Raw genomic sequence first — 19740 nt, 5'->3', positions numbered from 1 at the left:
AACGAAGATTGCACAAACGCGCGAATGTGCTGCATACCCGCCTCGGCGTCTGAAGGCTTGACACCTGTCACGCTGTGGCGCGCGCACGGAGCCATCTTCGGCCAGCTCTCGCATCTACCCTGGCACCATGCTCATCGTGCTTCGTGGCAACGCAGCCTCCGGGAAATCCACGGTCGCGCGTCTCCTCCAGGAACGCCTGGACGGTCCCGCTGCCATCCTGAGCCAGGACCTCTTCCGACGGGGCATCTACGCCGAACGTGAGCAGGACAGCCTTGAGCACGCCGACCTGCTCGAAGCAGCGGCGCGGCACTGCCTCGGGCGCGGACATCACGTGATCCTCGACGGGATCTTCCACGCAGGGCGGTACGGGCCGATGTTGGAACGAGTTGCGCCGGCCAGTGACGATGCTCGGTTCTACGCCTTCGACCTGACCTTCGAGGAGACTGCCCGCCGGCACGCGATGCGTCCCAAGGCCGCAGAGTTCTCCGCTGACGAGATGGCGGCGTGGTACCACGGCTGGCAGCCACTGCCCTTTGTCGATGAACATCGCATCACCGCGACTGAGCCACCGGACCAGATCGCCACTCGCATCCTGCACGGCGCTTAGTCTCGTCTGCCGGGGTAGCAGCCGCCTCCGTGACTCGACCCTTCCCGACGACGCGGAACGTGCCGATCCGTAAGGACTTCGACGCGCACGGTGCGCAGTCTTCGCTGCATCTCGACATCAGGATTTCCCGATGGGTGGAGGCGCTCGACTCCCGCTCTTCCTGCGGGCTTCTCGCTCGCGTTATGGCACCTGAACGGCACTCCTGCGGTGCCGTCTCCGGCGCACTTCCCGCCCCCGTGTGGCCCATGCACATCGCCTCGCCACTGAGTAGTGCCCCATAGAGTGGTGTAGCGCACGGTGACTGGGCACGTCGTTCCGGATGTGGACGCGGCCACCGTGTGATCCTTCGAGTCAACCTTCCACAGAATCCTCGAACGGAGTCATCACGATGACCGCTCCTCATATTGTCGACCCTGCCGGCCTGCTCGGCGAAGCCCTGTCCGAAGCATCCCCGGATTTGATGCGTTCGTTGCTGCAGACCGTGATCAACTCCCTGCTCTCCGCTGACGCCGACGCGGTGGTCGGCGCCGAATGGGGTAAACCCACCCCGGGCCGAGCTACCCAGCGCAACGGGTACCGGCACCGGGACCTGGACACCCGGGTCGGGACCCTGGACGTGGCGATCCCCAAACTCAGGTCGGGCACGTACTTCCCGGAGTGGCTGCTCGAGCGCCGCAAAAGGGCCGAATCCGCGCTGATCACGGTGGTCGCCGACTGCTACCTGGCCGGGGTCTCGACCCGGCGGATGGACAAACTGGTCAAGACCCTCGGGATCAACGCGCTGTCGAAGTCCCAGGTCTCGCGGATGGCCACCGAGCTGGACGAGCAGGTCGAGTCCTTCCGTCATCGCCCGCTCGGGGAGGCTGGGCCGTTCACGTTCGTGGCCGCCGACGCGCTGAGCATGAAGGTCCGCGAGGGCGGCCGGGTGGTCAACGCCGTGGTGCTGCTGGCCACCGGGGTCAATGGTGACGGCCACCGCGAGGTCCTCGGCCTGCGGGTGGCCACCTCGGAGACGGGGTCGGCGTGGAACGAGTTCTTCGCCGACCTGGTGGCCCGGGGCCTGACCGGAGTCCGCCTGGTCACTTCCGACGCCCACACCGGGCTCAAGGACGCCATCGCCGCGAACCTGCCCGGAGCGACCTGGCAGCGGTGCCGGACCCACTACGCGGCGAACCTGATGGGCATCACCCCCAAGTCCATGTGGCCGGCCGTGAAGGCCATGCTGCACTCGGTGTATGACCAGCCCGACGCCGCCAGCGTGGACGCCCAGTTCGACCGGCTGCTGGACTACGTCAGCGAAAAGCTGCCCGCGGTGGCCGAACACCTCGATGGTGCCCGGGCGGACATCCTGGCGTTCACCACGTTCCCCAAGGACGTGTGGACCCAGATCTGGTCGAACAACCCGGCCGAACGGCTCAACCGCGAGATCCGGCGTCGCACCGACGCCGTGGGCATCTTCCCGAACCGGGCAGCGATCGTGCGCCTGGTCGGGGCGGTGCTGGCTGAGCAGACCGATGAGTGGGCCGAGGGCCGCCGCTACCTCGGCCTCGAGGTGTTGGCCCGCTGCCGCCTCACCACCGTGGACGACACCGGGAACGAGGTGAACGCCGAACCGGAAACCACCCTCGAACTCAGCGCCTAGCAGCACCAATGGAGGATCAGAGCGTTACACAGAGATGATGGATTCGGCTCCGGCGCCGGCGTGACCCGAAATTACACGGACGCCGTTCGCGGCTGTCTTTTTGTGGATCTGTCCGTCGACGCCGGGGTCGCTGCGGGCCGGGCGGGCACATGACTTGATAGGAGCCTGACCGGAAAGTCGTCTCACCTTTGTGCTGTCTGCACTCACCCGACCCGCGGTGACGTTCATCACCATTGGAAGGGAATCCCGTCAATGACGAGCATGACACTCGACCCGCCGCTGACCAACCCGTTGCCACCAGGCTCCGAGTTGGTCGCCGGGGTCGACACGCACAAGAAAACGCATCACGTCGCGATCCTCGATCTCGTGGGCCGACCTGTCGCGGACCGAGAGTTCCGTGCCGACGGTCGCGGTTACGCGCAGATCGTCGCGTTCCTCCACGCGCACGGTGATGTCGTCCGTATCGGGGTGGAGGGAACGGGGTCGTACGGGGCTGGCCTCGCACGCGCGCTGACCACGGCGGGGCTGACCGTCATCGAAGTCGCGCGACAGGACCGGCAAGCCCGCCGTCGTCGCGGCAAGTCCGACCCCCTCGACGCCCACCAGGCAGCGGTCGCTGTCCTCGCAGGAACGGACACCGCGATCCCAAAGTCTGGTGATGGCGCGGTCGAGTCGATGCGGATCCTCCTCGCAGAGCGGCGCTCGGCGGCCAAGGCCAGAGCGCAAGTGATGAACCAGATCCACGCGCTGCTGATCACCGCACCCGAGCTCGTGCGACAGGCGTTCCGCGCTCTCAGCGGGCAGCGTCTGGTGAACACGCTCGCCAAGACTCGGCCCGGAACAATCACGTCCCCCGATCCCGCGGTCGTCGCCCGGCAGACACTGCGACGGTTCGCGGTCCGACACCTCACGATGCAAGCCGAGATCGACCTGATAGAACAACAGTTGGAGATGCTCGTCCGGCAGGTCAACCCCACGCTGCTGTCCCTGAGCGGAGTCGGTCCTGTCACTGCAGCGACGCTCCTGGTCGCCGCCGGCGACAACCCCGAGCGGCTCGGAACCCGCGCCAGCTTCGCCGCTCTCGCCGGTGTCGCCCCGATCCCCGCCTCCTCCGGACAACGCACACGGCATCGACTCTCTCGCGGCGGGAACCGGCACGCGAACGCCGCGCTGCACCGGATTGTGCTGTTGCGCATGCGGCATCGCGAGCCTCGGACGATGGCCTACTTCGAGAGGCGTCGTTCGGAGCAACTCACCGACCGTGACATCATGCGCTGCCTCAAACGACACGTCGCGAACGAGATCTATGCCGCTCTGCTCAATCCCGCCACCGACAATCCCGTCGGGCGCGAACTCCGAGCACGCCGACAAGCGAAAGGCATCCCGATCAGCGTTCTCGCCGCCACTCTCGGCGTCCCCTACCAGCGGCTCCGACGACTCGAGATCGGCACTCGCGCCGACCCTGAACTCGAGGCCCGAGCGACCGCCATCCTGGAGCAGATCAGCCCGCCACTGGCCGCTTGACAGCAATAGGAGCATCCACTACTCGGGACTTGACCCGCCACTGCTGCGGGACTGCTGCACGGATAGGTGACAACTGACGGGCGACACGTTCACCCCGGCGGAACAGGCCAAGGCGGTCCTGTGGGTCGCCCGCTACTGGATCGAGAACAAGAAGGGTCCCGGGTGGTACGAGCTGGGGGCGGCCATGGGTTGGGACAACGACCAGCTCCAGCGCAAGGTTCAGGTGCTCCTCGACAACAACCTCGTCGCATGGCGAGGCGTCCCCCGCGCACTGCGCCCCCAACCCGCCCCCGCCAAGGACAGTCGACCGTCAGGGGAAGCTCGTTGAGTTCCTCCGACCCACCCATGCCAGGTGGGTGTCCGCCACGAAGAGTTTGTCGGCATAGCGTCCGCGCAGGACGCCCACGCGGGTGCGGCCTTCGACCAGCTGAAGCCCGGCAAGCCCCTCCCCGACCAAGGCTCGCTCGATCAGCAGCGGTGGCCGAAGCCAGGTGCCCTCCTTGTGCCACTTCTCCCGGATGCCCATGTGCGCCGGGGAGCCGGAGGTAGCCCGGATACGGACCGCATGCTCGTGGCATTCGGCCCAAGCTTCGATGGCGCCCTCCTCGGAAGCCCCAGTACGCACCTCGAGCAAAAGAGACGTGTCGAGCCGCTCAAGGGTCCAGGTGATCTCGTTGAGGTTGATGTGTCCGTAGTCGACGTGGAACGCCCCGTGGCCTGCGTGGTCGAACAGCCACTGCTCTATCACGTCATCCGGCCAACCCAGCCGCACCACAAGTGGGTGGCCAAGGAACCCCCGGAGGGCTCGATCGCGGCTCAGGTTCCACTCCACCGCACGCTCGCTGAGCTGCTCGAAGTCCATCAGCTTCATAGTGACCTCTCGTCTGCCAGCTGCTTCTGCTTCCAGGGGCGCTAAACCCGTCTTTGTCATGTCCTATCTTGGCCGTGTCCAGGTACTGAAGGAGGGGGCCATGGAGCGAGCTGGGAGCATCCACACCGGTCACATCTGGAACGCGGTCGACTTCCAGCATGCCGACGACGACGTCAGGGCGCTTCATCGCTCACAGGGCAACGGCTTTCGGTGTGTCGACTGTGGCGGGGAAGCCTGGTTCGTCAAGAGATCCGCCAACACGAGTGCCAGGTTCGCGGGTCACCACCCGAGCACTCCACTGGGGATCTTGACGTGCTCGCACCACGGGACTGCCATGGGTTCATGGAGAGCCCGCTGACCCCTCACCCAATCGGCGCCACGCTGTTGCCCCGTCTTCCCGGCGCGGTCCCGGTGCTGCTGGAGTTCGAGGACGTGCAGCTGGGCGGGTACGCCTGGTGGCGTGACCGGCAGGCGCCAGCAATCCTGTTGCTGCACGGGTGGGGTGAGGACGCTTCGACCATGGCCCCGGTCGCACACCAGGTGCTCGAGCGTGGACGGCACGCGGTGAGCATCTCCCTGCGCGGCTGGCACGGTTCCACCGGCGTCGACGACTACGGGCTCAGCGCCTCCCTCGACATCTCACGAGTCCTGGCCTGGATCCGCAGGCAGCCGGACGTGGCAGGCATCGTACTGGTGGGGTTCTCCATGGGAGGGCTGATGGCAGCCCTGGCCGCGGCGGATCAGCCTGCCGGGGCCCTCGACGGCGTAGTGCTGGTCAACGCCCCAGCTGAACTGCGCTCCTTCGCGCGGGACACGGCTTTCGGCGGGGCCCGTCGGTATCTGGAAAAGACCCTGCAGCCGCGGCAGTGGCAGGACTCTTCCCCGCTGAATCACGCGGATCGGCTGAGCCATCCGCTGCTGGTCGTGGTCGGAACAGAAGACACCATGACGCCGCCTGATCAGGGGCGCAGACTCGCCGACGCCGCCCCGGCAAGCGCACTGTTCGAGGTCGCCGGGATGGGTCACCACCCAACGCACGGGGAGTGGGCACAGATCTTGGAAGCGGCAGATACGCAGTTCGACTCAAGACGTGGACTGCCTTCGCCTGCCCGGTGAGACGAGGCCGTGCGAGTGGGGGACTAACCGACGCCGTGATGGAGCTTGCGGGATGACACGGTCGTGCAATCTTCGCTGCAGCTCGACAGCTCTGGCTCCCGTCTACCTTCGGTGCTCCTTGGATGCTCGCCGGTCGCTGGTGCTCGTATGGCACGGCTTCCCGCTGGGGAGCTCGCGTGAAGATGTCGTAGCCGCTGGTCTACGTGTCGTAGGGCCTGGCCGGGGGGCGTCTCAGAGGCCGCCGTGCGGGGTCATGTCGATCTGTGCAACAACCCGGTTCTGGGTGGTGTCCACGACGACGGTCATGGGGCGCTCGGTCCGCGGCGCGGTGACCCAGGGGTCCTCGCCGGTGGTCTCGGTGGCCACGATGAGCGCGACGTCGACGCGCTCGCCCTGAACGGTCTGCGCGCGCGACTCGAGCACCTGCACCGACGTGCTGGCCCTGGCCTGTACGAAGCGGTGCTGGGCGTCGGATTCCCAATCCCGATCGACGTCGAGCGTCTTCAGCAGCTCAGGGCTCACCGTGGGCGCCAGCGCCTCCCGCCACTGCTGCCGGCTGGTCTGCCACGTGCGCGCGTTCATGGCCTGCGCAAACCGGCTGGCCACGTCCTCGGCACGCTTGCGGGCGTCGGGGCCCAGACCCTGCACGGCTCGCTCCTGGGCGGCCTTCTCCACCTCGATCTGGGAGCTGCGCGCCGCACTGACCGATGACGGGCTGACCTGGGCGTTTCCAGATTTCGACGGCCCCGTGGAGGGGGTCGTTTCCCGATTCGTTTCCTGACTCGCAGCACTGGCCGGGGCGGTGCTGGCCGACGGCTGAGGCCAGGCCCCGGCCGTCGAGCTCGCGGCCGCCGCGGGGGTGGGGGCCGGCGCCTCCGGCGCCTGCTCGCCGGGGGTGCCGGTGAGCAGCCACGCGCCGGCGCCTGCCGCGGCGAGAGCGCCGACCAGGAAGGGCCAGGCCCGCCCCGTGCGGGGCTGGGGGTCCTGGGGGTGACGGGTGGTGTCCGTGCGGCTCACTTCTTCTCCTGGATCACGTCGAAGTAGACGGTGTCGGTGCCGGTCTGGGTGACCGGGTACTTGCGGGTGCCGGCGGACTCGTTGATCGCGGAGATCATCATGCCGTCGCCGACGTAGATGCCCACGTGCTCCCACCGCCCGCGGGTGGGGTCCCACTTCTGGGCGACGATGTCGCCGGGCTGCGGGGTCTCGGTGCGCTTGCCCACGGTCCACGGGGCCTGGCGTGGCATGTCGATCCCGTTGTCCTGGTAGACGCGCGAGACCAGCCCGGAGGCATCCCAGGATCGGAACTCCGCGGCACCGTAGGTGTAGGTGCCGCCGATGCCGGCTTCGGCGCGGGAGACGATCTTCGAGCGCGAGAAGTCGGCCGGGATCTCCAGGCGCTTGGTGTCCTCGTCCAGGGCGTGGTTGCCCTCGGGGGCGGTGCTGGAGGTGGCGCTGGCTGCGGCCGCAGCCCCGCCGGCGCCCTGGCACATCATGGGGGTGGTGCCGGTGACCTGGCCCAAGATCTGGTTCGCCGCGTTCTCCCACTTGTTGTACTCGTCGGGGTGGCGCGAGTTCTGTACGGCCTGGGCAGCCGACCCGGGGGCCATGCCCTCCCAACCGGGGATGTCCAGCAGGCCCGGGGGCATGCCCTTGTTCGGGCCGGTTGGGCCGCCGAAGAACGCTCGTGCGGCGTACTCGGGGTTCATCAGCTCCGGCACGCTTCCCCAGCCGGCCACGGTGCGCTGCTGGAAGACGTTGACCGAGTCCTTGTTGGTGCCGGTCTTCTGGTGCGGGAAGTTCATGGACTCCGGCAGGGTCGGGTTCGCCATGTTCTGGAGCATGGTCTCCTGGAGCCCGGTCATCAGCGCCACCTGGATCCCCTTGTCCGAGATGTTGAGCTCGCGCGCCACCCCGATGATCAGGGCCGCGTTCTCCACCTGCTCCGGGGAGAGCGTCCACTCGCTGCCCTCGGGCAAGGTGATCCGCACCGGCCCGTTGACCTTGGGGGGCTGCCCGTCCGACGCTGCGGCGCCCGCGGGCGAGGATCCGCTGGCCAACTTGGCCGAGGGAGCCGAACTTGAGGAGGCTGCTGCCGAGCTCGAGGACGCCGCCTGCGCGGCACCGCCGCCGGCCGGAGAGGTCAGCCGGGGCATCTGGCCCTTCTCCAGGATCAGGCCGCGCTCGGCCAGCCAGGTCTGCGGGTTGGACCGCTCGCCGTTGACGTAGAGCATCAGGTGCAGGTGCACGCCCGTGGCCACGCCGGTCTCGCCGGCTCCGGCCAGGTGGTCCCCGGCCTTCACCTGCTGGCCGGGCTTGACCACGGTGGTGCCGTTGGCGAGGTGGACATAGCGCCACTCGATCCCGTTGCCCGAGTCGATCTTGAGGATGTTGCCGCCCTCTTCACCCTCCATGTTGGTGCCGATGACCGTGCCGCCCATGACGGCGTTGATGGGGGTGCCCTCGGGGATGCCGCCGATGTCCACGCCACCGTGGAAAAGCAAGGGCGCCTCGCTCGTGTAGCCCGGGGGGATGTACCCGGGCCCGAAGGGGTTCGGGCGCGGCCCGTAGTCGGAGGTGACCCGGCCCATCAGCGGGATGGCCAGGGACCCGTCTGCGGCGCTCAGGCCCCCCACGACACAGGAGAGGGAGGACTGTTGCATCTTCAGCTTCTGCTGGGCGCCGCCGATCATCAGGATGATCAGCAGGATCAGCACCACCACGAAGGCGACGACGGCCACCACGGCGCCGGCCCCGATGAAGACGGCGCGGCGCTTCATGCGTGCTGCCCTCGCGGGCCCTGGGCGGCCCGGAGGCGCTCGCGCATCCGCTGGGTGGCCTCCGTGCTGTCCGACCGCGGCCGCCGCGGGGGCTGCTGGGGGCCCTGGCTCGAATCCACGACGGTGCCCTCCACGACCTCGGGCCGGCGGGGGGTCACGGTGGCCTTGCCGTCGCTGCCCACCGTGATCCGGGACTGGCGAGGCACCCGCTGGGGCTTGCCGGGGCCGGTGAGCTCCTTGCGGTTCTGGCGCTCGATGGACCAGGCCGCGCCCTGGGCAACGACGTTGACCGCCCCACCCATCGGACCACCGATGGCAGCCGCCCCGACGCCGACGGCACGCACCAGCGGAGCCGGGGGCAGCTGCCCGCCCGGACGGCGCCGGCGCGCAGGCCCGCTACCGCCGTCGGCGCGCGCGGCACGGCCGAAGACCTGGGGGCCGCGGGGATCCGGCCGGCGCGGTCCTCCGCTGGGCGTATCGGAGCCGCCCGAGGGGCCGGCGCCGCCGCCGGTCGGCCGGGAGCGCGCAGGCCCGTCCTGGCCGCCGCCCTTGGCCAGACCGAGGCGGCCGAACTTGTAGCCGCCCAGGGCCGTGCCGGCCATGCCCACCAGCGACTTCATCGGCACGCTGGACTTCTTCTCCTGGCCGGCGCCCAAGCGCGAGAGCCAGCGGGCGGTCTGGTCGCCCTTCTTCATGATCCCGTGACGCACGCGCAGCACCAGCCAGATCAGCGCGATCAGCATGAGCACCAGCAACAGCATCTGGAGGGTCACGCCGAGGGCTGCGGTGGTCAGCAACATGCTGGCCACCAGGCGTAGGGACACGGCCACGAGCACGATCGCGGCCACGATGACCACACCACAGGCGATCACGCCGACGAACGCGCCGAAGAACTCCTTGCGGGAGGTGCCCGGCAGGATCGAGATCATCACGGCCAGCGCCTGGTAGACCCCGTAGAACAGGGCGATGAGCACGGCCAGGAACAGCACCACCGCCATGGTGGCCACGAGCACGGCGAAGGCTGCCGAGCCCAGGTTGGTCATGAGCATGGGGGCGACCTTGGTGAAGGAGGTCGACTCGGACCAGCTCTTGGCCGAATCACTGCACCCCTTGACCGGGTCCATCACCGACTTGGACTCCACGTCCATGGGGTCCGCGGCCTTCATCGTCTCGGTGAAGGTGCTGGCGCAGCCGCCCTCGAGCAACTGGCCGAAGGCGACGGCCTGGGAGGGCCCGCGCAGCATCGCGTCCGTCAGGTCGGCCATCACGGACTGGCCCAGGGCCGAGGAGGCGTCCGCGCCGCCGTCCATCGCGCCCTTGCCTCCGGTGGCCTCCACGGCGATCTGCGCCGCGGTCTGCTGGGAGGTCTGGAGGACGCCGTCCGGGCCGGTGATGTAGGCGACCGGGTTCAGCGCGATGTTCGTAGCGACCACGACCATCATCACGGAGACGAACATCTCCCCCCAGGCCGCGCCGCGCTTGCGCATGAAGAACAGCAGGCCGATGGTCGTGCCGGAGATCATCGCCGCCAGCGGGATCCAGTGGATCTGTGCGACCAGCTGCCCGAAGTTCTGGCCGAGGACCTCCATCGGGCCGGAGAACCAGGAGACCCACTGGAAGCCGAGCAGGGTGTGCAGCAGCCACATGCACGTGGTCACGCACATGTAGTGCAGGCCCCAGAAGAAGTCGAGCACGGAGACCAGCGCGTCGCGGGCGGGGTTGATGTCAATGCCTCCGGCGCCGTGGTCCAGGGGCAGTGCCTCGTACTTGGAGATGGGCACACCGGAGGAGTCGGTGACCTGCTGGGACCACTCCTCCAGGCCCATCACCCCCGACTGCGCCGGGGCTGCCGGGGCCGCAGAGGCGGCCGGGGCGGCCCAGAGCATGGTCAGCAACACGGCAGCGCTGACGCCAGCTCGTCGCATCCATCCGCGTGCGCTCATGCGTGCACCAGCTCCTTGGCGGTCTCGGTGGAGGCTCCGCGCTTGGGCGGGGAGCTCATCACGGCCTTGAAGCGGGCCGGCGAGAGCGGAGGAAGCACCTTGATCTTGGCGACGTTTCCGTAGGCGTCACGCATCAACGCCTCACCGCGGCGCTCGGGGGCCACCTCCTCGTTGTCGTCCAGGGGGGAGAGCCCGGAGGTGACCAGCTCGACCCACTCGTCCTGCCCCATGTCGGCCATCCAGTCGAGGTTGCGCTGGGCCATCTTGGAGTCGCGGGAACGGCAGACGATACGCACGGGGATCAGCGCCTGGAGCTGCTGGGATCCGAAGTCCGTTGACGCGTCATGCGAGCCCAACGCCACGGCGGCCTTGTGCTTGCGGCCGTAGCGGACCACGTTGGACAGCTCCAGCTCGGTCTCCGGGGAGCCGGTGGCGTGGTGGGCCTCGTCGACGATCATCAGCGACTCGATGGAGTCGTCGGCGTAGAGCACGACGCGGCTGATGGCCACGATCAGGGCATAGAGGGCGCGGCCGATGACCTTCTCCACCGGCAGCTCCGCCTTCAGCGCGGCGGACTCCAGCTCGTGGCGTCGGGGCAGCTCCACGCCGCGGGTGCAGAAGGTGAGGAAGCGCGAGGACAGGTCCAGGGTTGGCAGGGACTCGTCGAAGAGCAGGGGCCCGAACTCGGTGGACTGCACGTTCTGGAGGCCGAACGCGATCGCGCGGGTCTGTTCCGGCTCCTCCCCCGCCAAGCCCTGGCCGGAGAGCAGGTGGGCTACCAGGGACCCCATGGAGGTGATCTGGTGCTCCTGCGCGTAGTCGGGGTGCAGCAGCTGGCCGAGCAGCCGGCCCTCGGCGGAGTTCGAGCCGAAGCCCAGCAGCACGGAGACCAGGGAGCGGGTCACGCGCGCGGCGACCTTGCCCGGGAACAGGCGCAGGGGGTCGATCGACCAGCGGGTGTCGCCGAGCTCGACGACGGTGGGCTGGGAGCCTTCGCGCTCGGTGAGCAGTCGACCCAGGGCCGCCCACTCGGTGTTGTCGGAGCGGTCGAGGGCCACGATCTGGCCTCCGCGGTCGAAGACGTTGCCGGCCACGATCTTCAGCAGGGTGGACTTGCCGGAGCCGTTCTCGCCGGTGACGGCGAACGAGCCGGACATGTCGGCCTCCATGAGGCCGCCGATGTTCATGAACACCGGGCTGCGGCGCGAGGAGGAGATGTTCGTGCCCAGCCGGAATCCGGTGCGGGTGCCCAGCGCGTCGGTCACCATGGGCACGCCGAAGGCCAGGTGCCGGCCGGTGACCAGCAGCTCGAGCTTCTTCACCACGGAGGAGGCCGGCGTGCCTGGCAGGCACGCCCACCACAGCGACTCCTGGTAGCCCAGGGGCGTGATCACCTTGAAGTCGCGCGCCGAGTAGGCCGCCTGGATCATCTGGGCCTGGTCCTGGGCCTGTTCGGGGGTCTCGGCGCCGACGATGAACATCACCGCGACGTCGACGGAGACCTCGGCCTCCGAGGAGTTCAGTGCGGCGTGGTAGGCCTTGAGGTCCTCGGCGATCGCGTCCAGGCGGGTGGATCCGCCGGTGATCGCGTGGGAGTCGCCCTCCTGCTGGTTGTACTCCTCGTTGAGCTTCTCCTCGGCACGCTTGTTCCGAGCGGCGGCGCGCTTGGCCGGCAGCACGTTCATGCGCATGATCCAGTCCGCGTTGACGCTGAGGGAGTCGATGTAGGAGACGTACTCGTCGTCGGGGAAGGTGAAGCCCTCGCGGGGGCCGGCAGTCAGGGCCATCACCACCTGGTACGAGGCCTGTCCTGCGGTGGTCTCGGAGGCGATCTTCACGTACCGGCGGCCGAAGGGGTTCAGCCTCTCCTTGGCGCTGACGTCGGACTGGCCGCCCTCGTCCACGAGCGGCTCGGGAATGCTCGCCCCGGAGGTGAACGCCTGCACGTCCTCTCCGCCAGCGGGCGCGGTGGGATCCGATCCCAGGCCCCGGCTCTGGGAGTGCGCGTAGATCCAGGCGACCTCGGCCGGAGAGGAGGGGACAGCCTTGAAGGCGGCGGGGATGGCCCGGCCGATGTGCTCGGCCGTGCGCCCCAGAGCCTGGATCTCCGCCTCCGTGGGTCGCCAGGTGGGCAGGGCCAGCTGCTCGCGCAGCTTGCCGTCGACGGAGCGGATCAGGGTCTGGAGGCGGTCGGTGATCGACTTGGACGGCAGCGGCACGGCCAGCCAGTAGGCGCGCTCGCCCACGGGGATCGTCTCGAGCTCGTCCAAAGAGAGCTCGACCTCCTCGAGGTAGTTGGGGCACTGCTCCAGGTCGACACCGTCGAGCATGCGCTCGACGACGGCGGCGGGGTCGAGCTCGGCGCACAGGCCCATGAGCATGGCCTCACCGCGCAGGCCCTGGAAGAGGGCTTGGTGGGCGAGCATGGCCCGCTCCTTGTGCTCGCCCTTACCGAAGCCGTAGGGCAGCCCGTGCACGCGCCACATTGCCCACACCGTGCCCGTGGAGGTCCACATGAGGTTCTCGCGCAGGTACAGGAGGGAGTTCTTCATCGCTGGGTGTCCTTGTTCTCGGTCGTGCTCTGCTGGAGGAGTCGGGCCACGGAGGAGGTGCCCATCGGCCGGTACGTCGGCGCGGGCTCGCCCTGCGGTTCGTCGGTGGACATCGCGCGGGCGGGAGCGGTAGGGGTGGAGGGCTTCTCGGGCATCCCTGCGGGAGCCTTCTTGGGGGCGAACGTCTCGCCGCGGTAATGCCCGTGGGGCGGCTTGGACCAGGCCAGGAAGGCTCCGGTGATGACCAGGCTCAGCTCGTGGAGGTTGTCCGGGGCGAAGCGCAGCAGCCAGGTGACCGCCAAGCCAGCGGCCAGGGCGCCGGCGAAGTCGAGCAGGTCGAAGCCGGTGGTCCAGGACCTCCGGACGGCCCACAGCAGCGCCACCGTGATCGCCCCGCCCACGCCCTGCACGAGCGTGTAGGGGCCCCCGGGCACGCGGGTGCCGTCGGGCAGCCGGTAGAGCGTGGTGGGGATGCGGCGGATGCTGCTGTAGAACCGTCCGGTCTCGGTCATGGCTTACTCCTGGCCGATCACTTGATGGTCGTGCCGGCGGAGTCCGCGGCCCACTGGACGCCGGCCACGCCGCCCCAGATGAACAGGCCGCCGGCCAGAGCGGAGAGCAGGATCGCCGGCAGGGTCCACTTGCCGCGGGCCGAGCCGATCAGGAAGATCACCACGCCCAGGAAGATGATCAGCGCGTTGAGCACGACCTGGGCCTGGGAGATCAGGTTGTTGATCGAGGTGAAGAAGTTGGCGCCGAGCGTGAGGGAAGAGTGGAGGTACGGGGTGAAGACGTTCACGAGGTCTCCCTTTCAGAGATGAGGGGTCAGTGGGTCGGGGTGGACTGAGGGGCTGAGGTGTCGATCAGGGGGGCCGGGTCGAGGGAGGTCACCTCCCATCGGCCGTCGCGGAAGGTCACGGTGACCGGCACCGTCACGCCCATACGCGAGTTGCGCTCATCGGGCAGCTCTGCCTCCGCCTGGATCAGGGCGCGCACCGGGGTGCCAGGCTGGACGGAGTCCAGGGCCTGATCGGTGCGGATCTCCTGGATGAACAGGCGGGTGTAGGGGGCGGGGTCGATGGCGGCGAGCTTGTAGCCGGGGGCCAGGAAGCGGGAGACATCCGAGCGGCCGGCGCCGTAGGCCTGGAGGAAGCCGTCGAGCATCTTTCCCAGGTCGGTGTCCGGGCCGACCCGATGGGAGTAGTTCAGGGTGACGGGGTCTCCGTGAGCCGGCCCCGGCACCGGGGTGGGGTAGCCGATGACCTGCAACTGGCCGGGGGCCTGCTCGTGGACGGCCACTTGGTAGTACCGCAGCGTGTAGGGGACCGGCTTGGTGGTGGCCGCGGCCGCCGGAGACGGACTGGCCGCGGACGGGGACGGCGACGGCGAGGCAGAGGACGTCGGCGAGGCGGTCGCCTGCTCCAGCAGGGACAGGCTCTTGGTCGCCTCCGCTCCCTGCGGAGCGCTCGGCGCCCCGGAGCGCTGCTCCACGTGGGCGGCGACGGTCACGGAGGTGATGCTCGGGTCCTGGCCGCGCTGGACGCCGGCCACGGCGACGTCGCGCACGCCCAGCGGCTCCACGGGCAGCTGGGGGATCTTCGTGCCACCGATGTAGGGCTCCAGCAGGCTCTGGTCGTCGCGGGTGGCACGCAGCCACGCCGAGACGTAGGACGTCGCCACGCCCTCGGCTGTGGACGTGTCGGGCACCTCCACCGTCGGCGCCGGCTGGGAGGCCGTCGAAGCGGCCAGCACCACGGCCAGGCCGGACAGGCCCAGGCACAGCACCATCGCCCCGTAGAACCCGTAGAGCAGGACCCGGGAGGCCAGGCTGTTCACCTTGGACTTGGCCGGCGTCGGGCTGTTCTGCTCCGGCGCCTCCGCGGCGGGTTCGGTCTTCTTCTTGCGAGAGAGCAGTTTCACCGATCCTGCCCTCCCATCCGCCGGGCGATGAGGGTGGCCTCGCGCAGCTGGTCGGAGTCCAGGAGGCGACGCATCTCCTCCTGGCTGGCCTGGTCGAACGGCCGCGCACACAGGTCCGCCAGACCCGCCTCCAGGACGGCCTCGGCCTCGCGCATGGTCTGGCCCTCACGCACGAAGCTGGCCAGCTGCTCATCGGTCACGATCTCGGGGGTCTGCTCGGACATCACGGGGGCTCCTTGGACGGGCGATCTCTCACCGGACTAAAGGCCGCCCGCGGGAACCGATGTCCCTCCCGTGCGGGAACTTTTTCTCCGCCCCTCCCCCACATCCGCATGATTACGCCGATCTCCTGCGGTCCAGGTTCTGGAAATCCAGACGATCGGCAGATCCAGCTCCAGATCCAGATTCGTTTCCCGACCTGCTCGTTTGGCTGGTCAGTGACCCGTCCGGGACGCCCGGACACCACTGATGGAGGGACCGAGTCCGATGAGCACCACCACCTACGCCCCGACCGTGATCGACCGCCTGAACGCCGAGTGGGCCGTGCGCTACGCCGAGACCTCCCACCCCTGGCCTCACGGCGCTCAGACCGGCATCGAGCTCGTCCAGACGGTGGCCCGCAGCACCGTGGAGGTCCGCGAGCAGATCATGCGCGGCCTGCTCGAGCAGGCCGCGGTCGGCGACGAGGACTGCGCCCGCGCCGTCCTCCAGCTGATGCTGCCTCGCTTCACCCTGATCGCCGGCCGTCACACCCGCATGCGCATGGCCACCATGCACGGAGACCACTCCGCCCGCGAGGAGGTCTCCGCCGCCGTCATCGCCGCAGCGTGGAAGTGGATCCGCCGGCCCTCCCTGCATCGGGCTGGCTCGTGCATCGGCAACCTCGCCATGGACGTGCTCAAGGACTCCCTGCTCGAGCGCAAGCTCTACGACGGCCAGTCCGACGTCGAGGCCCTGCCCTCCTGGCTGCCGCAGCTGGCCGAGGAGCCGGCCGACGATGAGGCCGCCGACAACGGCCGTGCCACCCGGGACCTGTGCGCCCTGATCGCCTGGGCTCGAGACAACGCCGTCTTCTCCAGCCGCGACGCCGCGGTCTTCCTGCGCTACCAGCTGGCCGACGAGGCCGAGCGCGCAGCCCTGAGCGACGAGTACGGCTACAGCGGCCGCGGCCTGTGCAAGCGCATCAACGTCCTGCGCACTCGCCTGACCCAGGCCGTGAAGGACTACGCCATGGAGCGCAGCGGGCTGGCTCCCGACTACGCGGCCCTCATGGAGCAGGCCCCGGCCGCCTGAACCCCAGACCGCGACCACCTCACCGAACGGCTATCCACGGATGCACAGCGAAACCGCCCCCCACTACAGGAGGAATACATGTGGTTTTACTACATGGGGACCCTCCAAAATCGTTGCAATCATGCCGATTCTGACGGGGTGGCTGTCACAAGATGCACACACTGGCCGTCACAAGATGCACGTGGATAACCTCCGGCCCGACCGGCGCACCGTCACAAGATGCACACACGCGAACGGCTTGATCCCGCCGATTTCGCCCCCAATCTGCGTCCACTCCGCCGACTATGAGCCCCCGTCACAAGATGCACGTGGATAACTCCCCGGCGACCGCAGTTCTCCACACCCGCTCCGTCCCCTCCACGCCCACCCGTCATCGGGTCCGAAAGGTCACCTCAGCCATGAACCACACGCCGGACATCACCTCCATCGAAGCGGCCACGCGCCCGGCCCTCTCACCCAGGCGCCTGCGGCTGCTCGAGCTCAGCGAGGAGATCGAGCAGAACCCCGGCGAGGTCGCCTTCTCCACCCGCATCTGGGCCCAGCTGAGCCTGCCCTACCGCGACCCCGGAGCCACGGTCCCCCACTGGAGCCGACGCAACGGAGACACCACCCTGACGCTCTCCCCCGGCCCGGCTGGCTTCCCCTTCGGCGTCCTGGCCCGCTCCCTGCTCACCTGGATGTCCACCGAGGCCGTGCGCACCCGCTCCCGCCACCTGGACCCCGGCCCCTCCCTGCGCGCGTTCCTCTCCAGCGTCGGCACCTACCCCTCCGGGGCGAATCAGCGCCGTGTGATGGACCAGCTCCACCGGCTCAGCACGACCTCGATCATCATCGAGACCAGCCGCGAGACGCCCGGCCGGCGCACCCTCAGCGGCCAGAACATGCACGTGGCCCACCGCTACGAGCTCACGTACCAGCGTGGGGCAGACCATGCGCGCATCGAGCTCAGCGAGCCCTACTTCGAGGAGGTCATGCGCTCCCCCGTCCCGGTTCTCTCCTCCGCCCTGGCAGCCCTGGGCGGCTCCCCCATGCGCATGGACCTCTACGTCTGGCTCTCCTACCGGATGTCCACGCTTCAGCGCACCACCACCGTCTCCTGGCACCAGCTGGAGACCCAGTTCGGCGCCCAGTACGCTCAGCCGCGCCAGTTCAAGGCCGCCTTCTTGAAGAACCTCGAGCCCGTGAAGCTGATCTACCCCCAGGCGAAGGTGGCCGTGGTGGACTCCGGCCTGCGCCTGCACCCCTCCGCCACCCACGTCCCGCAGGCAGCCCACCAGCGCCCCCGGCACCTGCGCGTGGGCTGATGCACCACGAAGGGGGCGGCCATGCCGGGCCGCCCCCCTGCTCATGCCGGCTCAGCTCTTCGGCAGCCAGGCGTCGTACACCGAGGCGACCATGGCGCTCCGGGAGGGGGCGCCTAGACGGGCCACCTGCTCATCCAGCCAACCCCGCTGCTCCTGATCCAGGCGCAGCTGCACCTGCACGCCCCCCTGGCCGCGCGCGGCACCTCGGCGCCCACGCGGCATCCCCCCGTCCGCACGCGGCTTGTGCCCGCAGGCCGCCAAGAGCTGATCGTCGCTGAGCTCGTCGAACGCGTCGATCAGCAGGTCCGTGTAGGTCCGATGCCGCTTGGCGGCCGCGGCCCTCAGCCGCTCCAGGACCGGGACGGGGAGGTAGACGGCCGTGTTGCGCACGACCAGCTCTTCCTCTTCGGGGGCGTCCTCACGGTCCAGCTCGGCCACCTGCGCGCCTTCCTGCGGGACCGCGCGCCTCACGTCTGGCATCAGTTCCGGTGCGGTCTCCCGCGTGGCGACAGGCACCGGTTCCGGTGTGGTGTCCTGCGTGGATTCCGGTGTGGCATCTGGCGTGGTTTCTGGCATGGCGTATGGCACAGAGTCGACCTTCTCCGCCGGCTTCTTCTTGCCCCGGCCACGCGCGTTGAACACAGCGCCGAGTCCGTCTGCTCGATTGGGGGTCTCCATCTCAGGCGTCCTCCTCCTCGTCCTGGCCCAGGGCGCTCAGGCGTCCCAGAATCTCCTGGGCCAGTGCGGCGTAGTCCCCTGCCAGGCCATCCATGGTCGACGCATGGAAGGTCGAGGCTTCACCGGCCTTGATGCGCGCGAAGCGCTCTCGGTGAGCGCGGGCCACATCGCTCTCGAGCTCGTGCACCAGGCGTCCGCTCTTGCGCAGGTCCTGGGCGGCGCCGGCGGCGTGCCGAATACGGGCGGTGAAGACGGCCTCGTCGAAGGCCAGCCCCTGGAGCATCTGCTCGAGCGCCTGGCGGGCCTCTCGCTCGATCTTCACGGCGCGCGCCTCCACGTCGAACAGCGCCAGGCCCAACAGCTGCACGTCGGGGTTCGTGGTCTCGTGAACGGCCTGGAAGCGCTCGGCCGTCACAGCGACGCCGTCGAGGGAGCGGAGATCCGTCTTGGAGACGATGACCACGCCCTCGGCGACGCTGAAGGCGGCCTCGACCAGGGCGCGGTCTCCCGGGGGTGTGTCGATGACGACCAGGTCCCACTCCTCCATGACCTGGCTCAGGCTCCGGTGCAGAAGAGCCCCGAGGGGCGGGGCGTCGTAGCCGCGTGCCACCAGCAGGCTGATGATGTCGGCCAAACGAGGGCCGCCGCGAACGACGCCCAGGCCTGGGCGCATGGGATCCGTGGAGATCGGCAGCGGCGCCCCATCTTCGAGGGCTCGACGCAGCTCGATTCCGTCCGACTTCCCTAGACCGAGGTCGGGGGAGAGGTTGCCCTGGGGATCCAGGTCGATGGTGAGGGTGCGGATGCCGGCGGCCGCGGCCAGACCGGAGAGGTTGGCGACCAGCGACGTCTTGCCGGTACCGCCCTTGCCGTTGGCGACCGCCAGGACGCCTGGGATGGCGTATGAGCGCGCAGGGGTGGACATGAGGACCTCCTAGGTTCCCTGTGATCTGACTCCTCCAGTCTACTGCATCTCTCGGGAAATACCGAGAGATTTCCCTCAGTGGTATGGCGTGCAACTGGTGTAGCGGACGGTTGGGGACTGGCGCGCATACGGCGGTGTTATGGCATGAACGGCACTCCTGATGTGGTGCCGGTATGGCATGAGGTCACCGCTCGACGATCGCGCCCAGGGCCTCGATCATCGCGCTGTAGGCCTCCCGGTTGAGGCGGTAGGTCAGGCGTCGGCCCCGGCGCGCTTCGGAGGTGTCGCTGGAGGTCAGCAGGCCGGCTTCCTCGAGGGTGCGCAGGTTCAGGGAGAGGGTTGCGCGGGGGGTGTCCAGGGACGTGGCGAGGTCGTGGGCGCCGAGGCCGGGGGAGCGGGCGATCAGCACGAGGATGCGCATGCGCAGCGTGGAGTTGAACGCGACGACGGCCGTGTCGAGGGGGGATGCGGGGGCGCTCATGCAGAAATGTCTACCGTACAGAGGGACATGAGGGGGCGGTCCGGGCTTTATGTCTGGTGAAGGACCAAGCCACCTGCTATTACGGCTGGCAGGTTTGATACGCT

18 protein-coding genes are annotated in these 19740 nt (G+C 68.9%); 6 read left to right on the top strand and 12 right to left on the bottom strand.

The features are described from left to right. Positions 1-127: 127 nt before the first annotated feature. The 3 genes from HDA34_RS11725 to HDA34_RS11715 all read left to right on the top strand — a co-directional run bounded on the left by HDA34_RS11725 (position 128) and on the right by HDA34_RS11715 (position 3773). Positions 128-607 (top strand): AAA family ATPase, encoded by a 480-nt coding sequence (locus HDA34_RS11725; RefSeq protein WP_126860574.1) that lies wholly within the window; start codon positions 128-130, stop codon positions 605-607. A 388-nt stretch (positions 608-995) separates the two neighbouring features. Then, positions 996-2249, top strand: a complete 1254-nt coding sequence (locus tag HDA34_RS11720; RefSeq protein ID WP_010078638.1) for an IS256-like element ISMlu1 family transposase — start codon at positions 996-998, stop codon at positions 2247-2249. Positions 2250-2510: 261 nt separating this feature from the next. Then, positions 2511-3773: an IS110 family RNA-guided transposase gene (locus HDA34_RS11715; RefSeq protein ID WP_220482113.1), complete on the top strand. Its 1263-nt coding sequence runs from the start codon at positions 2511-2513 to the stop codon at positions 3771-3773. Between the two features lie 310 nt (positions 3774-4083). Here HDA34_RS11715 and HDA34_RS11710 read toward each other — a convergent pair whose 3' ends face one another. Beyond that, positions 4084-4635, bottom strand: coding sequence for a hypothetical protein (locus HDA34_RS11710; RefSeq protein ID WP_134377214.1), 552 nt, complete (start codon positions 4633-4635; stop codon positions 4084-4086). A 351-nt stretch (positions 4636-4986) separates the two neighbouring features. Here HDA34_RS11710 and HDA34_RS11705 point away from each other — a divergent pair, with 351 nt between their 5' ends. Next, positions 4987-5760: an alpha/beta hydrolase family protein gene (locus tag HDA34_RS11705; RefSeq protein WP_126860576.1), complete on the top strand. Its 774-nt coding sequence runs from the start codon at positions 4987-4989 to the stop codon at positions 5758-5760. Positions 5761-5991: 231 nt separating this feature from the next. On the opposite strand, the gene HDA34_RS11700 is transcribed toward HDA34_RS11705, so the two are convergent. The 8 genes from HDA34_RS11700 to HDA34_RS11665 are packed head-to-tail and all read right to left on the bottom strand — an operon-like array spanning position 5992 to position 15179. Then, positions 5992-6777 (bottom strand): hypothetical protein, encoded by a 786-nt coding sequence (locus HDA34_RS11700; protein WP_134377213.1) that lies wholly within the window; start codon positions 6775-6777, stop codon positions 5992-5994. Then, positions 6774-8540 (bottom strand): peptidoglycan DD-metalloendopeptidase family protein, encoded by a 1767-nt coding sequence (locus HDA34_RS11695; protein WP_031943878.1) that lies wholly within the window; start codon positions 8538-8540, stop codon positions 6774-6776. The genes HDA34_RS11700 and HDA34_RS11695 overlap by 4 nt, the downstream gene beginning before the upstream one ends. Next, positions 8537-10483 carry a hypothetical protein gene (locus tag HDA34_RS11690; protein WP_031943877.1) on the bottom strand — a complete coding sequence of 649 codons (1947 nt, stop codon included), beginning with the start codon at positions 10481-10483 and terminating at the stop codon, positions 8537-8539. The genes HDA34_RS11695 and HDA34_RS11690 overlap by 4 nt, the downstream gene beginning before the upstream one ends. Beyond that, on the bottom strand, positions 10480-13035 hold the full coding sequence (locus HDA34_RS11685; RefSeq protein ID WP_031943876.1) for an ATP-binding protein: 2556 nt from the start codon (positions 13033-13035) through the stop codon (positions 10480-10482). The genes HDA34_RS11690 and HDA34_RS11685 overlap by 4 nt, the downstream gene beginning before the upstream one ends. After that, positions 13032-13547, bottom strand: coding sequence for a hypothetical protein (locus tag HDA34_RS11680; RefSeq protein WP_031943875.1), 516 nt, complete (start codon positions 13545-13547; stop codon positions 13032-13034). The genes HDA34_RS11685 and HDA34_RS11680 overlap by 4 nt, the downstream gene beginning before the upstream one ends. Positions 13548-13564: 17 nt before the next feature. Beyond that, positions 13565-13834 (bottom strand): hypothetical protein, encoded by a 270-nt coding sequence (locus HDA34_RS11675; RefSeq protein WP_031943874.1) that lies wholly within the window; start codon positions 13832-13834, stop codon positions 13565-13567. Between the two features lie 26 nt (positions 13835-13860). Continuing rightward, on the bottom strand, positions 13861-14955 hold the full coding sequence (locus tag HDA34_RS11670) for a conjugal transfer protein (protein WP_031943873.1): 1095 nt from the start codon (positions 14953-14955) through the stop codon (positions 13861-13863). Continuing rightward, on the bottom strand, positions 14952-15179 hold the full coding sequence (locus tag HDA34_RS11665; protein ID WP_031943872.1) for a hypothetical protein: 228 nt from the start codon (positions 15177-15179) through the stop codon (positions 14952-14954). The genes HDA34_RS11670 and HDA34_RS11665 overlap by 4 nt, the downstream gene beginning before the upstream one ends. Before the next feature lie 262 nt (positions 15180-15441). Here HDA34_RS11665 and HDA34_RS11660 point away from each other — a divergent pair, with 262 nt between their 5' ends. Together HDA34_RS11660 and HDA34_RS11655 are read left to right on the top strand one after the other, a co-directional pair. After that, positions 15442-16248: a hypothetical protein gene (locus HDA34_RS11660; protein WP_031943871.1), complete on the top strand. Its 807-nt coding sequence runs from the start codon at positions 15442-15444 to the stop codon at positions 16246-16248. Between the two features lie 398 nt (positions 16249-16646). Further along, a complete protein-coding gene (locus HDA34_RS11655) occupies positions 16647-17552 on the top strand; it encodes a replication protein RepA (RefSeq protein WP_161972429.1) in 906 nt (301 codons plus the stop codon). A gap of 51 nt (positions 17553-17603) precedes the next feature. Here HDA34_RS11655 and HDA34_RS11650 read toward each other — a convergent pair whose 3' ends face one another. From HDA34_RS11650 to HDA34_RS11640, 3 genes are all read right to left on the bottom strand, one after another. Next, the gene (locus HDA34_RS11650; RefSeq protein ID WP_126860355.1) at positions 17604-18230 is read right to left on the bottom strand and encodes a hypothetical protein; all 627 of its coding nucleotides are present in this window, start codon (positions 18228-18230) and stop codon (positions 17604-17606) included. Position 18231: 1 nt separating this feature from the next. Further along, positions 18232-19155 carry a ParA family protein gene (locus HDA34_RS11645; RefSeq protein WP_031943869.1) on the bottom strand — a complete coding sequence of 308 codons (924 nt, stop codon included), beginning with the start codon at positions 19153-19155 and terminating at the stop codon, positions 18232-18234. 184 nt (positions 19156-19339) lie between these two features. Continuing rightward, complete coding sequence (locus HDA34_RS11640) at positions 19340-19636, bottom strand: ArsR/SmtB family transcription factor (protein ID WP_031943868.1); 297 nt, start codon at positions 19634-19636, stop codon at positions 19340-19342. Positions 19637-19740: the final 104 nt, after the last annotated feature.

It is taken from the genome of Micrococcus luteus (assembly GCF_014138885.1).
GTDB lineage: Bacteria > Actinomycetota > Actinomycetes > Actinomycetales > Micrococcaceae > Micrococcus > Micrococcus luteus.
The sequence above is the reverse complement of the archived record's forward strand: the minus strand, read 5'-3'. Positions and strand labels throughout refer to the sequence as shown.

Coding starts and splice junctions, on each gene's coding strand:
- HDA34_RS11660 (WP_031943871.1), top strand. CDS start 15,442: ATGAGCACCACCACCTACGCCCCGACCGTGATCGACCGCCTGAACGCC.
- HDA34_RS11685 (WP_031943876.1), bottom strand. CDS start 13,035: ATGAAGAACTCCCTCCTGTACCTGCGCGAGAACCTCATGTGGACCTCC.
- HDA34_RS11645 (WP_031943869.1), bottom strand. CDS start 19,155: ATGTCCACCCCTGCGCGCTCATACGCCATCCCAGGCGTCCTGGCGGTC.
- HDA34_RS11720 (WP_010078638.1), top strand. CDS start 996: ATGACCGCTCCTCATATTGTCGACCCTGCCGGCCTGCTCGGCGAAGCC.
- HDA34_RS11650 (WP_126860355.1), bottom strand. CDS start 18,230: ATGGAGACCCCCAATCGAGCAGACGGACTCGGCGCTGTGTTCAACGCG.
- HDA34_RS11715 (WP_220482113.1), top strand. CDS start 2,511: ATGACACTCGACCCGCCGCTGACCAACCCGTTGCCACCAGGCTCCGAG.
- HDA34_RS11705 (WP_126860576.1), top strand. CDS start 4,987: ATGGAGAGCCCGCTGACCCCTCACCCAATCGGCGCCACGCTGTTGCCC.
- HDA34_RS11690 (WP_031943877.1), bottom strand. CDS start 10,483: ATGAGCGCACGCGGATGGATGCGACGAGCTGGCGTCAGCGCTGCCGTG.
- HDA34_RS11680 (WP_031943875.1), bottom strand. CDS start 13,547: ATGACCGAGACCGGACGGTTCTACAGCAGCATCCGCCGCATCCCCACC.
- HDA34_RS11710 (WP_134377214.1), bottom strand. CDS start 4,635: ATGGACTTCGAGCAGCTCAGCGAGCGTGCGGTGGAGTGGAACCTGAGC.
- HDA34_RS11725 (WP_126860574.1), top strand. CDS start 128: ATGCTCATCGTGCTTCGTGGCAACGCAGCCTCCGGGAAATCCACGGTC.
- HDA34_RS11695 (WP_031943878.1), bottom strand. CDS start 8,540: ATGAAGCGCCGCGCCGTCTTCATCGGGGCCGGCGCCGTGGTGGCCGTC.
- HDA34_RS11655 (WP_161972429.1), top strand. CDS start 16,647: ATGAACCACACGCCGGACATCACCTCCATCGAAGCGGCCACGCGCCCG.
- HDA34_RS11665 (WP_031943872.1), bottom strand. CDS start 15,179: ATGTCCGAGCAGACCCCCGAGATCGTGACCGATGAGCAGCTGGCCAGC.
- HDA34_RS11640 (WP_031943868.1), bottom strand. CDS start 19,636: ATGAGCGCCCCCGCATCCCCCCTCGACACGGCCGTCGTCGCGTTCAAC.